This is a genomic window from Phenylobacterium sp., assembly GCF_025351295.1.
In the GTDB taxonomy this organism is placed as follows: domain Bacteria; phylum Pseudomonadota; class Alphaproteobacteria; order Caulobacterales; family Caulobacteraceae; genus Phenylobacterium.
This window is the reverse complement of sequence record NZ_JANXWD010000106.1, coordinates 13734-26228: the sequence shown is the minus strand read 5'-3', so window position 1 is coordinate 26228 and position 12495 is coordinate 13734. Positions and strand designations below refer to the sequence as shown.

General features: G+C 68.3%; 11 protein-coding genes. 10 read left to right on the top strand and 1 reads right to left on the bottom strand.

Going from position 1 to position 12495, the window contains the following annotated elements; translation table 11 throughout:
- Window positions 1–55 precede the first annotated feature (55 nt).
- Together Q0R13_RS15235 and Q0R13_RS15230 are read left to right on the top strand one after the other, a co-directional pair.
- On the top strand, window positions 56–1129 hold the full coding sequence (locus Q0R13_RS15235) for a PEPxxWA-CTERM sorting domain-containing protein (RefSeq protein ID WP_293905397.1): 1074 nt from the start codon (window positions 56–58) through the stop codon (window positions 1127–1129).
- Between the two features lie 6 nt (window positions 1130–1135).
- Window positions 1136–3082 carry a tetratricopeptide repeat protein gene (locus tag Q0R13_RS15230; RefSeq protein ID WP_293905396.1) on the top strand — a complete coding sequence of 649 codons (1947 nt, stop codon included), beginning with the start codon at window positions 1136–1138 and terminating at the stop codon, window positions 3080–3082.
- 103 nt (window positions 3083–3185) lie between these two features.
- Here the strand turns inward: Q0R13_RS15230 and Q0R13_RS15225 are convergent, their stop codons facing one another.
- Window positions 3186–4946 carry an adenylate/guanylate cyclase domain-containing protein gene (locus tag Q0R13_RS15225; protein WP_293905394.1) on the bottom strand — a complete coding sequence of 587 codons (1761 nt, stop codon included), beginning with the start codon at window positions 4944–4946 and terminating at the stop codon, window positions 3186–3188.
- 300 nt (window positions 4947–5246) lie between these two features.
- Between Q0R13_RS15225 and Q0R13_RS15220 the strand changes: the two genes are divergently transcribed.
- The 8 genes from Q0R13_RS15220 to vgrG are packed head-to-tail and all read left to right on the top strand — an operon-like array spanning window position 5247 to window position 12477.
- The gene (locus tag Q0R13_RS15220; RefSeq protein ID WP_293905392.1) at window positions 5247–5831 is read left to right on the top strand and encodes a DUF4255 domain-containing protein; all 585 of its coding nucleotides are present in this window, start codon (window positions 5247–5249) and stop codon (window positions 5829–5831) included.
- A gap of 3 nt (window positions 5832–5834) precedes the next feature.
- Window positions 5835–6629 carry a hypothetical protein gene (locus Q0R13_RS15215; RefSeq protein WP_293905390.1) on the top strand — a complete coding sequence of 265 codons (795 nt, stop codon included), beginning with the start codon at window positions 5835–5837 and terminating at the stop codon, window positions 6627–6629.
- 31 nt (window positions 6630–6660) lie between these two features.
- Window positions 6661–8856 carry a phage tail sheath C-terminal domain-containing protein gene (locus Q0R13_RS15210; protein WP_293905388.1) on the top strand — a complete coding sequence of 732 codons (2196 nt, stop codon included), beginning with the start codon at window positions 6661–6663 and terminating at the stop codon, window positions 8854–8856.
- Between the two features lie 51 nt (window positions 8857–8907).
- A complete protein-coding gene (locus Q0R13_RS15205; protein WP_293905386.1) occupies window positions 8908–9366 on the top strand; it encodes a phage tail protein in 459 nt (152 codons plus the stop codon).
- Window position 9367: 1 nt separating this feature from the next.
- Window positions 9368–9817 (top strand): phage tail protein, encoded by a 450-nt coding sequence (locus Q0R13_RS15200; RefSeq protein WP_293905385.1) that lies wholly within the window; start codon window positions 9368–9370, stop codon window positions 9815–9817.
- Window positions 9818–9821: 4 nt separating this feature from the next.
- Window positions 9822–9989: a DUF5908 family protein gene (locus Q0R13_RS15195; protein WP_293905383.1), complete on the top strand. Its 168-nt coding sequence runs from the start codon at window positions 9822–9824 to the stop codon at window positions 9987–9989.
- A 4-nt stretch (window positions 9990–9993) separates the two neighbouring features.
- Window positions 9994–10683, top strand: a complete 690-nt coding sequence (locus Q0R13_RS15190; RefSeq protein WP_293905381.1) for a hypothetical protein — start codon at window positions 9994–9996, stop codon at window positions 10681–10683.
- Between the two features lie 3 nt (window positions 10684–10686).
- Window positions 10687–12477: a type VI secretion system tip protein VgrG gene (gene vgrG / locus Q0R13_RS15185; RefSeq protein WP_293905379.1), complete on the top strand. Its 1791-nt coding sequence runs from the start codon at window positions 10687–10689 to the stop codon at window positions 12475–12477.
- The last annotated feature ends 18 nt before the right edge of the window (window positions 12478–12495 follow it).

Sequence of the window (12495 nt, the reverse complement as noted above, 5' to 3'; positions counted from 1 at the left end):
GTAAAGCTGATCGCGCGAGATGCGACCGGCGTTCAGGGGTAAGGGAGTTTCGATCATGGGCCGGTTGGGATTGGCTATAACTTGCGGTGTCGTGCTGGCGGCGTCCGGGGCGCATGCCCAGGTCGGCACGGTGACTTCCACCGCCACCAGCCAGGTGACGTTCACGTCGTCTGTCGACGTGACCCCCACGGATCTGGGCTACGGCAGGGGCACCTACGCACCGGGCGGCCCGACCGGCGGGGACTTCAACTCGTTCGTCGATGTCGGGTCTCATCTGGTCAGCTTCGAGAGCAACAACGTGGTCTCCGGCCCGACCTCGTTCGTGGCGATGACCTCGAGCTCGACGGTCAACATCGACTTCACCAACCCGACCGGCGAGGCGGTGCAGTTCAATTCGACCATCACGCCGGCCGGCCTCGGCTTCTATCTGTCCAACACGGGCGCAGGCGGCTGCCTCTATTCCTCCTGCGGGCAGACCGCCGGGCCCGGCCTACTGAGCGATCTGCGGAGCCTTGGCGAAGGCGGCAACGGCCTGATCGGCGCCGTCGGGTTCACCTTTGAAGTCACGAGTGGCGACGCCACGCTCTATCATCTCGATGGCGGCCTCTTCCTGAGCAACAACGACTTCTGTGACGGGTTCTGCATAACGGATGCCCTGGGGAACGCGGACGTCGGGCCTCGCAGCGTGCTGAACGGCTTCCGGACCTCGGCCTCGGATGGGTCGTCGCTGGCCTACGCCTGGGACGCGACGGACATCTCGTTCGGTATCGGCAGCGCCGCGCACCAGACCCTGACCTATCGGACGACGGTGACCAGCCTGACCAACGCTCAATGTCTGGCCTCCGGCGCCTGCCTGATCGGTTTCGCGGGCTTCGGCGACCCCATCGGTCGTGGCGGCGGCGCCGACCGGGCCCAGGTAGCGGACCTGTCGCTGCTCTCGCCGCTGGGCACGGGTGGCATCACCGGCCTGAACTTCGGGCCCAGCACGTTCGTGCGTCCGACGTTCAAGGACGGCGTGCTGACGTTCAGCGCGGGTGTCCCGGAACCGGCGACCTGGATGAGCCTGATCCTGGGCTTCGGCCTGCTTGGGGCGGCGTTGCGGCGTCGGCGCGAACTGGCTCACGCCTGATCGTCCATGGCTGAAAACGGGAAGCTGGTCGACGGGCAGGGGCACGTCTACTCCTACAGGGCTTTTATCAGCTACAGCCATCGCGATAAGGCGTTCGCCACGCGCCTGCATCGCGATATCGAGTCCTATCGCATTCCCCCCAAGCTGGTCGGCAAGGTCACGCCGATCGGTGAGATTCCGCGGCGACTGACCCCGGTCTTCCGGGATCGAGACGAGCTGCCGGCCTCGGCGGATCTGGGCGGCGAACTCAGCGCCGCCATCCGCGGCTCGATGTTCCTGATCGTCATCTGCTCGACCGGCGCGGCCAAGTCGCACTGGGTCGAGCAGGAGATCCTGCAGTACAAGCGCATCCACGGCGACAGCCGCCTGCTGGCGCTGATCATCGACGGCACGCCCTACGCGTCGGACACGCCGGGGCGCGAGGACCAGGAGTGCTTCCCCCGGACCCTGCGCTACAAGCTGGGTCCGGACGGGGAGCTGTCGGACGTTCCCGCCGAGCCGATCGCCGCCGACCTGCGCCCCGACGCCGATGGCCGCCGGCTGGCCAAGCTGAAGCTGATCGCCGGGCTGACCGGCGTGAAGCTGGATGAGCTGGTCCAGCGCGAGACCCAGCGCCGGATGCGGCGGCTGGCGGCGCTGACGGCCGGCGCGATGAGCGGCATGGTGGTCACCGGCGGCCTGGCATTCTACGCCAACGCCCGCCGCATCGAGGCCAACGAGCAGCGGGTCATCGCCCAGAAGGAGGCCGCCGCCGCCAAGGCCGCCGCCGACTACCTGGTAGGCACCTTCGAGCTTTCGAACCCCGCCACCGAAAACCCGCGCACCATCACCGCCCTGACCATCCTGGGCCGCAGCGCCGAGCGCGCCCACCGCGAACTGGCCGACCAGCCGGCGATCCAAGCCCGGCTGATCGGGACCCTGGGGCGGGCCTACAACAACCTGGGCCTGCTGAACGAGGCCCGGACGGCGGTGGAGACCTCGCAGCCGGCGATCGCCAAGGCCGGCGTGGACGGGGCCGAGGCGCTGCTCGTCCTGGCCACGACCTATTTGAAGCAGGGGGCCCTGGACAAGGCGCTGGCGACCGTGAAGCGGGCCGAGGTCATGCTGGGTCCCGACCTGAAGAAGAACACCCTAACCCGGGCGCAGGCCGCGCTGACCGAGGGCAAGATCCTGACCTCCTCGTCGAACGTGCGCGCCGGCGTCGCCGCCTTCAACCGGGCGCTGGCGTTCTACCGGGTGTCGGAAGGCGCGCCGCCGGCCTCGGTGGCCACCGCCCTGAGCAACCGCGGCCTGCTGCTGTCCGACGACGGGCAGTATGCGGCGGCGGAGGCCTCGCTCAGCCAGGCCCTGGCGATCGACCAGCGGACGCTGGGCGCCGAGCACCTGTTGACCGGCAAGGCCTGGTTCGCCCTGGCGCAGAATTCCTTCCTGGCCGGCAAGCAGCCCCTGGCCGAGCGCCAGATCGCCATGGCGCTCCGGATCGAGCGGGCGGTGCTCGACAAGGACAACCCCAGCATCGCCGACGCCCTGTCCATCCAGGGCCAGATCCTGCAGGCCACCGGCAAGCTGGCTGACGCCCAGCGGGCGCTGCAGGAAGCCGTGGCCATCTACCGCAAGGCGTTCGGCGGGCCGCACTACCTGATCGGCATCGACGACGTCTATCTGGGGCTGATCCAGTCGCAGCGCGGCGACACCGAGGGCGCCCTGGCCACGCTGGACGACGCCAAGCGCAACTACGACGCCAGCTACGGCAAGGTCCATCCGAACCACGGCGACCTGCTCGTGAACCGCGCGACCGTGCTGGCCAAGGCGGGCCGCATGGGCGAAGCCCGCGCCGACTGCGCGGCCGGGCTGGCGATCCTGAACCAGACCCTGGGCGCGACCGCCAGCCTCACCAAGTCCAACGCCGCGATCTGCGCCGCGCTGGCGCCATCGAAACAGGCCCGGCTGTAGGGAACCGGCGCTCACGTTCGCCATCCCCATCGATCCTCACCCGCGGTTCGCCATCCCGCCACAAGGCCGGGGATGACGGGCGCTGGGGGAAGCACAGATATCTCTAGAGGTCGTCGGAGGTCATCATCGGGTCGCGCCGCAGCCGATACAGCGGATAGACCCCATAGCCCTTGGCCAGTTCCGTCTTGCCCACATAGTTGCAGGTGAACGGGTGGTCGGCCTCCATCTCCAGGACGGCGGCGAAAGGCTCGGTGACATAGACGCTGCCGGACGGGGTCACCGGTTCGATCCGCGCGGCGCGCGACACCTCGCTGCCGTAGTAGGTGGTGCGGCGGCTGACCGGATCGTGGCCGAAGTAGGTGGTGCCGTAGTGCAGCGCGATGCGCATGGCGGTGCCCTCCGGCACGCCCAGCGCCTTGCAGTCCACCTTGCCGAACTCCTCGGAGAGGTCGAGGGCGGCGGCGGCGGTGGAGCGCGCGTCCTCGAACACCACATAGAGCGCGTCGCCCCAGGTGTTGCGTTCGCGGATGACGTCCTCGTAGCGCTCCAGCGCGGTGGCCGCGCGGCCCATAACCTCCTCCCAGAAGATCGGCAGGGCGCGTTCGTCCAGGCCGGTGAACCCCGGGAAGTCGGAGAACATGAGCCCGTAGGTGCCGCGCTTGACGACGGATTCCGGCGGCGGCGGCGGCTTCACCGGCCGCTGCAGCCGGTCGGCGCGGAGCACGGCCGAGCGGCCGCCCGCCGCACCCCAGGCGGCGATGTCGGAGCCGCTGAGCGTGCCCGTGCCCTCGGCCTCGACGACGGCGAGCTGGATGGAGTCGCCGTTCAGGTGGCGAGCGCGCAGCATGGCCATGCCCATGGTCACCTTGGAACCGTAGGCGAACTGGGCCTGCTCGCCCACGAAGCTCATGTTGCTGGCCAGGGTCAGGGAGGCCGCGCGGGCCTTGCACCCGGCGTAGCGGCGGACCCACTCCTCGCCGCTGGGGGCGACGGACTGGGTCAGGAAGTCCGCCTCGGCGAAGGGCAGCACGATGTGCAGCTCGACCCCGGCGTCGATCAGCTGTTCGGCGATCAGGATGTCGCTGCCGGCCGCCAGGGCGCCGTAGGCGAACCCGACCTTCTCATCGACGATCACCTGCCGCATGTCGGCGGCCAGGCGGGCCTCCAGCTCGGGATAGCCGACGAATATGTTGCCGCAGAACATCGCCACCTTCGGGGGCCGGACCGGCTCCAGCAGACCCTTCAACTCCTCCGCGTCGTAGCTGGCCGAGACCAGGCGCTGCAGTTGCAGGAAGGTCGTCGACCGGGAGCCGACGTCGGCGTCGGGCGCACGGACGGCGCGGCTGAGCGCGGCCGCAGCGCCGTCGATGTCGCCCAGCACCACCAGAGCCTCGGCCAGGGTGGCGAGCGAGAAATAGTCCTGGCGGCCTTCACTGCTGTGCTGCTCGACCACCACGCCGGCCAGGGCATTGGCCAGGCGGGAGCGGCCGCCGATCCGGGCCAGGGTCGCGGCGTTGATGGCCGGATAGCTGGATCGCGTGCGCCGGTAGACCGCCGCGTAGAGGGCGCAGGCCTGCAGCAGCTTCTCGCGGTTGGGCGCCAGCCCGGACGCGAAGGCCTCGTCCTTGAGCAGCCGGGCCTTCAGCGACAGGGCGTCGACGTCGCCCATCGACGCCAGGCGATAGGTCTCATAGAGCCGCAGGCCACGTTCGGTGTCGCCCAGCCGCGCCAGGGTGAGCACCTCAAGGTAGTCCAGGCCGCGATGGCCCAGCTCCTTTCCGCGCGCGACTTCGTCATAGGCCGCGAGCAGATCGCCCCGCGCCAGGGCCGCGCGTACGGAATTGGTGGTTTCGTCGCCAAGCATCAAGCGGCCTTGCCGTCAGCGAGCCTCAACGGCCTAGCCCGTTCACATCCGGCGTAGCCACAGCACAAATCCTAGGCAAGCTCTCTTAAGAGCGTGTCACCAACTGACGCTAGTCCGAATCGGGCCGCGCGTCCGCGTGAAACCACGCAACCGCAGGTTCGTCGCCGTCCCGGTGAAGCTGATTGCCGAGTCAGGCGTCTGGCGCCGTCAAAAGCGATTGCGGACAGTCGCGAGTGCGGCCTACTGTCGCGTACTACTCAAGGTTAAGCTGTCGGGCCAGGCCGGCGAAAAGGGGGCGCAATGATAGCTGCGGCCATCACCAGGGTTGCGCGCGAGCTCAACCAGGCGCTGAAGCGCAACGCCCAGTCTACTGAGGACTTGGTGGTTGTTTCGAACCTCTTGGAAGCCGACGGAACGGTCGTTCCGCAGTCCGTCGACAAGCTGGTCGCCTTCCTCGTCAACATCGAACGCGAGCCCTCGCCGCGGCGCACTCCGGACCATATTCCCGGCGCCGGTCGCACAGCGGTCGTCCAGCCGCCGATCTTCCTGAACCTGATGGTGATGTTCGTCGCCAACTTCAGCGGCGCCAAATACCCCGAGGCCCTGAAGGCCATTTCCGGCGCCGCCGCCTTTTTTCAGGGACAGCCGGTGTTCGATCACCAGAACACGCCGGACCTCGATCCCGGGATCGAACGGCTAAGCCTGGAGATCGAGAACCTGAGCATCGCCGACCTTGGCAACATGTGGGGCGTGCTGGGCGGGCGATACCTGCCGTCGCTGCTCTACCGGATGCGCATGGTGGTGATCGACAGCTCGCGGATCGAGGCCCAGGCGCCGCAGGTGGTCCGGCCGGTGGTCAATGTGCTGCCGGAAGGCGTGGGTTGAGCGATGGCCGGTTACGCGCTCCTGTTCTCGGTGGAGGTCGGGCACGGCTATTTCCGCGACCCCGCGCGGCTGCGCCTGGCGTTCCGGCCCGACCCGGACACCGATAGCTGGCTCGCGCGGACGGGCGCCGTGGCCAAGGCCGCGGCGAATGTGCTGCGGGTCTATTATGACACCGAACCCAGGGGCGGGGGCGCGCCGCTGGCCGCGACCGTGGCGCCGGTCGACCTGCGGTTCGGCGTCACCGCGGCCGATCCGATGTTCGCCGGCTATACCGATGGCCTGGGCCCGATCGCGGGTGGGCCGACAGGCTTTGGCCCCGGCATCGCGGTGCTCCGGCCCGGCGAGGCCTGGCCGCTGCTGGAGCCGGACGGTCCCTGGGCGGCCTGGGCCGGCGGCCGCCGGCCGGACTTCGCGGTCGCCATCCCGCTGGAGGGTCTGCCCGGAGATCCCGCGCCGGCCTATCGGCTACAGCTCGAACCCCGCGAGACGACCTGGAAGTACATCCTGACCGGCGACTGGGAGGGCATGACCCCCCGGGTCGTCGATCCCAGCGGTGAGGTGGCGTTCACCGGGCCGGTCGAAGAGCCGCTGGCCGACGGGCGCCTGGGCCTGGCCATCCGCTCCGATACCCGTCTGCCGCTGGCGGAACGCTGCGACCAGACCTTCCAGCTCCGCGATGGCGACGCCGCCGCGCGGGTCTTGATCAATCGCCTGCCTGGCCCCCGGATGAGCGGCTTGACGCTCGAACCGGCGGACCGGGCTCCCGGCCTCATTTCGGAAATCTACGTCCACAGCTGATTCAAACCCCTCGCACCTCCAGGAGCTCGCCATGGCGACCATGAAAACGCCCGGTGTCTATATCGTCGAAAAGAACGCGTTCCCGAACTCCGTGGTCGAGGTGGCCACCGCCGTCCCGGCCTTCGTCGGCTACACCCAGACGGCCAGCAATCGTGGCGCACCCTTGAAGGGCAAGCCCTTCCGCATCAGCACCATGGCCGAGTTCGAGACCTATTACGGCGGCGCGCCGCCGACCAAGTTCAAGATCGGGCGGCCGAAGCCGGTTGAGGGCGGGACGGATCTGCAGGACGCCGAATTCCGGATCGGCGCCCTGGACGCCGCCGCCGCCGAGGCCGCGACCAAGGCCCTGGTCGCCCAGGCCGCCGCCGATGCCGCGCCGGACGCTGCCGCCGCCGCCGCCAAGGCCGCCGCCGACGCCGCCAAGGCGCAAACCGACGCGGAAACGGCCTCCAATGCGGCCGCCACCGCCGCAACTGCGCCCAAGACGGCGGCTGACGCCGCAGCCAAGGCCGCCATGGACGCTGCCGCCGCCGCCACCACGGCCAAGGCGGCGGCTGACGCCGCCGCTACAAAGGCCGCCGCCGACCCGACGGACAAGGCCGCCGCCACGGCCTCGGACAAGGCCGCCGCCGACGCCAAGACCGCCGCCGATGCGTCCGACAAGGCCGCCGCCGACGCCAAGAGCGCCGCCGCGGCCTCGGACAAGGCCGCCGCCGCCGCCGCCGCCGCGGCCCAGGTCGCCAAGGCCGGGGCGGATAGCTCGACCAAGGCCGCCAAGGCCGCGACCGATGCGGCCGCGCTGGCCAAAAGCGCGCCGGGGACCGCCGACGCCGCCGCCAAGGCCGCCGCCGCCGCCAAGCTGGCCGCCGGGGCCGCGAGCGACGCGAAGCAGGGCTACGTCCTGACGATGTCGGGGCGCCGGCTGCTCTATTACGGGATGCGCCACTTCTTCCAGAACGGCGGCGGGGCCTGCTACATCGTCTCGGTCGGCGACTATGACGCGACGCCGGATCTGAACGCCCTGATGGCCGGGGTGGACAGCCTGGAGCGCGAGATCGAGCCGACGATGGTGGTGATCCCGGACGCGGTCATCCTGGACCAGCCCGGCTGCATCAGCCTCTATCAGCACGTGCTGCTGCACTGCGGCCAGAAGATGAAGAATCGCGTCGCCATCCTCGACATCTATAGTGGCGACAAGGCCCAGAACGACCCCGGCGGCGATCCGATCGCCAAGTTCCGCGACACCCTGGGCGTCAACGACCTGATGTTCGGCGCGGCCTACTACCCGTGGGTGCACACCACGATCGTGCAGGATCGCAACATCAGCTACCTCGACTTCGAGACCGGCGATGTGACCCTGCCGCTGCTGCTGGCGGCCGACCTGGCCAAGGCCCCGGCCGACGTCCAGGCCGTGCTGGCCGACGCCGCCCGGAGCGACGACGACTGGGCGATCGAGGCGGGCAAGTACTGGGACACCAACTCCCGGTCGAAGGTTCCGGACGGAACGGACCCCGCCGCCGTCAAGGCCGCCTGGATCGCCGATGGCCAGGCCGCCTGGATCGACCTGCGCAAGGCCCAGACCAACGACGCCCTGTTCCGGATCAGCGACACCTACGCCAACGTCGCCAAACAGGCGGCCCGCCACCTCAACCTGCTGCCGCCCAGCGCGGCCATGGCGGGTGTCTACACCACGGTCGACAACAGCCGCGGGGTCTGGAAGGCTCCGGCCAACGTCAGCCTGAACAGCGTGACCGCGCCCGCGGTCAGCGTCTCGTCGCAGGACCAGGAAGACCTCAACGTCAGCGCAACCGGCAAATCGATCAACGCCATCCGGTCGTTCATCGGCGAGGGCGTGCTGGTCTGGGGCGCGCGCACCCTGGACGGCAACAGCCTGGATTGGCGCTACATCAACGTGCGCCGCACGATGATCATGCTGGAGGAGTCCTGCCGGCTCGCCGCCAAGGCGACGGTGTTCGAGCCCAACGTCGCGGGCACCTGGCTCACCATCAAGGCCATGATCGAGAATTTCCTGACCGGGATCTGGAAGCGCGGCGGGCTGGCAGGTGGCACGCCAGAGGACGCCTTCGGCGTCTACGTCGGCCTTGGCGAGACCATGTCGCCCGAGGATATCCTGGAGGGCATCCTGCGGGTGACCGTCCTGGTGGCGGTCAGCCGGCCCGCCGAGTTCATCGAGATCACCTTCCAGCAGCAGATGCAGAAATCCTGATCGGCCGTCCGGCGCGATCAGACCCCTCAATCCGACCCTTGGAGATAAGCCATGGCCGATGATGGCTCCAAACAATCGACCACCGCCTGGCCGATCCCGAAGTTCCGCTTCGAGGTGAAATGGGACTCGAACGTGATGTCGTTCCAGGAGGTCTCCGGCCTCGACATCGAATCCCAGCCCATCGAATACCGGGCCGGCGACAGCAAAGCGTTCTCGGTGATGAAAATGCCAGGGATCAAGAAGTATTCCGACATCACCATGAAGAAGGGCGTGCTGAAGTCCGACAACAAGTTCTGGGACTGGTTCAACCAGATCAAGATGAACACCATCAAGCGTGTTCCGGTGACCATCAGCCTGCTGGACGAGGAGGGCAGCCCGACCATGGTCTGGACGCTGGCCAATGCCTGGCCGACCAAGATCAGTGGCACCGACCTGAAGTCGACCGGCAATGAGGTGGCCGTCGAGACCATCGTCATCGCCCATGAAGGTCTCACGATCGCGAACAAGTAAGATGGACGCCTATCCGCCCTCAGCCTTCTATTTCAGGGTGAGCTTCGGCCCGAGCACCGCGCCGGAGGACGCCTCGTTTCAGGAAGTCGGCGGCATCGGCCCCGAGATGGAGGTCGAGTCGTTTCGCGAGGGCGGCGAGAACCGTTTCGTCCATTCGCTGCCGAAGGGTGTGAAACACCCCAAGCTCACCTTGAAGCGGGGGGTCGCCAACCGCGACTCCCCGCTGGTGGCCTGGTGTCAGTCGGTGCTCCAGGGCGGCCTGGCCGAACGCATCAAGCCGCAGCTGGTGCTGATCCATCTGCTCGACGCGGAGGCCAAGCCACTGCGGAGCTGGTCGTTCGAGAACGCCTACCCGACCCATTGGACGGTCGATGAGTTCCGCGCCGATAAGAACGCCGTGGCCATCGAGAAGATCGAACTGAACTACGCCGTCTCCACACGAAAGCTCTAGGCCGATGACCATCGAAGTGCGGCAGATGCTGATCAAGTCCACGGTGGGCGGCGCCTCGGCGCCGGCGCAGCCGCAGGACGACCGCGAGGGCCTCGACCGCCTGCGCGAGGACATCCTGGCCGAGTGCAAGGCCTGGATGGAGGACAAGCTCCAGCAGGCCCGCGAGCGCTGACCCGATGCCGAGCAGCGCGCAAAAATCCCAGCTGGCGATCAACCGGGTGACGGTGGAGACCAACGGCTCGATCACCGTCGACCGGTCCAAGCCGTTCAAGGCGATGCTCAATCCGTCGGAGTTCAAGCACGAGCGCAAGATCCGCTACAACAAGCAGATGACCCTGGGCCAGCTGGGGTCGCCGCTGCGGTTCAGCGGCGTCCAGCCCGACACGGTCAGCTTCTCGATCCTGCTGGACGGCACCGGGGCGGTGCCCCGGATCGCCGGAGAGCCCCAGCTCGAGGTGATCGAGCACCTCAAGGTGCTGACCGACGTGGTCTACAAGTACGACGGCCAGGAGCATGAGCCCGACCATGTGCGGCTGCTGTGGGGAACGCTGATCCTCTATGGCCGCATGGAATCGATGTCGACGCAGTACACCCTGTTCAAGCCCAGCGGCGATCCGCTGCGCGCCAAGGTCGACCTGAAGTTCGCCGGCTTCATGAGCACCAAGGAGGCCGAGCTGGCGGCCAACCGCTCGTCGCCCGATCTCAGCCACCTGGTGGAGGTGCGCGAGGGCGACACCCTGCCGCTGCTCTGCAACCGCATCTACGGCGACCCCGGCTACTACGTCGAGGTCGCGCGCTTCAACGGCCTGGACGGCTTTCGGCGCCTGACGCCCGGCAGCCAGCTCCATTTCCCGCCGCTGGGGTAGCCGATGCCCGTCTCGCCGCAACTCGACAGCGAAGGGCCGGTTCGCGTCACGATTCTGAGCAATGGCGCGGCCGTGGCCGACAGCGTCCAGCTGATCTCGGTGCGCGTGCAGCGCAGCGCGAACACCATCCCCAGCGCCCGGCTGCTGGTCGAGGACGGCGACATGGCCGCCAGCGACTGGCCGGTCGCCAACGCAGCCACCTTCGTCCCCGGCGCGGCGATCACCATCAAGGCCGGCTACGGCGACGAGGAGGAGACGATCTTCGAAGGGATCGTCGTGAAGCTGGGCATGAAGATCGCCACCGCCAACGTCAGCCGCCTGGTGGTCGACTGCCAGGACAAGGCGGTCGCCATGACCGTGGGCCGCAAGAACGCCAACTATGTGCAGCAGACCGACGACGCGGTGATCCGCAAGCTGGCCGGGGCGCACGGTCTGTCGATCGAAGTCGACGCCACCAACACGACCTACCAGGAGCTGGTGCAGTACTACTGCACCGACTGGGACTATCTGCTGGCCCGCGCCGAGGCCAACGGCCTGCTGGTGATCGCCACGGACGGCAAGCTGTCGGTGAAGGCGCCGCAGGTCAGCGGCGCCGCCGTGCTGAAGGTGACCTACGGCGCCGACCTGATTGAATTCCAGGCCGAGATGGATTCGCGGACCCAGTTCGCCAGCGTCGAGGCCGTGGCCTGGGATCCCAAGACCCAGGACATCGTCCGCGGGTCGGCGGCGACCCCGCCCACCCTGAACGCCCAAGGCAACATCACCTCGGCCACCCTGGCGCAGGTGCTGGGCCTGGCGACCCTGACAATCCAGACGGCGACGCCCCTGGAAGCGGCCAGCCTGACCGAGTGGGCCAAGGCGCGGCAGGTCAAGGCGGGTCTGGCGCGCATCCGCGGGCGCATGAGGTTCCAGGGCAGCGCCAAGGCCGCGGTCGGCGAACTGATCGAGCTGGAGGGCGTGGGCGAACGGTTCAATGGCAAGGTGTTCGTGGGCGGCCTGGAGCATGAGATCGCCGACGGCAACTGGACCACCGAGGCCGAGTTCGGCCTTTCGCCGGACTGGTTCACCGAGCGCACCGACATCGTCGCCCCGCCGGCGGCGGGCTGGCTGCCGGGGGCCGAGGGGCTGCAGGTCGGCGTGGTGATGAAGCTGGATGGCGACCCGCTGGGCGAACAGCGCATCCAGGTGAAGGTCCCGGTGCTGGATGCCGAGACGCCCGGCGTCTGGGCGCGGCTGGCCCAGTTCTACGCCTCCAGCGCCTTCGGGGCGTTCTTCCTGCCCGAGGTCGGGGACGAGGTGATCCTGGGCTATTTCAACAACGACCCGTCGCACCCGGTGATCCTGGGCAGTCTCTATTCCAGCAAGAACCAGCCGGCCTACGCCATCGAGGCCGAGAACAACGTCAAGGCGCTGGTCACCCGCTGCCTCGCCAAGATCGAGATCCGCGAGGACGACAAGTCGATCACCATCACCACGCCGGCCAACAACAAGATCGTCCTCAGCGACAAGGACAAGACGATCCTGGTGCAGGACGAGACCCTCAACAAGGTCACCCTCAGCCCCTCCGGCATCAGCCTGGAGAGCCCGAAGGACATCACCATCTCGGCCAAGGGCTCCATGCAGCTGGACGCCGTCGGCCCGGTCTCGATCGCCTCCAAGGCCGATGTGACGATGACCGGCATGAACGTGACCTGCGAGGGGCAGGTGGCGTTCACCGGCAAAGGCGCCGCCAGCGCCGAGCTCTCCGCCGCCGGCCAGACCACCGTCAAGGGCGCGATGGTGATGATCAACTGATGACCGACAACCGCAACC

What these genes read in the sequence shown, in the direction of transcription:
- Q0R13_RS15200 (WP_293905385.1), top strand. Translation starts at nt 9,368, where the DNA reads ATGGACGCCTATCCGCCCTCAGCCTTCTATTTCAGGGTGAGCTTCGGC.
- Q0R13_RS15210 (WP_293905388.1), top strand. Translation starts at nt 6,661, where the DNA reads ATGGCGACCATGAAAACGCCCGGTGTCTATATCGTCGAAAAGAACGCG.
- Q0R13_RS15215 (WP_293905390.1), top strand. Translation starts at nt 5,835, where the DNA reads ATGGCCGGTTACGCGCTCCTGTTCTCGGTGGAGGTCGGGCACGGCTAT.
- Q0R13_RS15205 (WP_293905386.1), top strand. Translation starts at nt 8,908, where the DNA reads ATGGCCGATGATGGCTCCAAACAATCGACCACCGCCTGGCCGATCCCG.
- Q0R13_RS15225 (WP_293905394.1), bottom strand. Translation starts at nt 4,946, where the DNA reads ATGCTTGGCGACGAAACCACCAATTCCGTACGCGCGGCCCTGGCGCGG.
- Q0R13_RS15220 (WP_293905392.1), top strand. Translation starts at nt 5,247, where the DNA reads ATGATAGCTGCGGCCATCACCAGGGTTGCGCGCGAGCTCAACCAGGCG.
- Q0R13_RS15235 (WP_293905397.1), top strand. Translation starts at nt 56, where the DNA reads ATGGGCCGGTTGGGATTGGCTATAACTTGCGGTGTCGTGCTGGCGGCG.
- Q0R13_RS15190 (WP_293905381.1), top strand. Translation starts at nt 9,994, where the DNA reads ATGCCGAGCAGCGCGCAAAAATCCCAGCTGGCGATCAACCGGGTGACG.
- Q0R13_RS15230 (WP_293905396.1), top strand. Translation starts at nt 1,136, where the DNA reads ATGGCTGAAAACGGGAAGCTGGTCGACGGGCAGGGGCACGTCTACTCC.
- vgrG (WP_293905379.1), top strand. Translation starts at nt 10,687, where the DNA reads ATGCCCGTCTCGCCGCAACTCGACAGCGAAGGGCCGGTTCGCGTCACG.
- Q0R13_RS15195 (WP_293905383.1), top strand. Translation starts at nt 9,822, where the DNA reads ATGACCATCGAAGTGCGGCAGATGCTGATCAAGTCCACGGTGGGCGGC.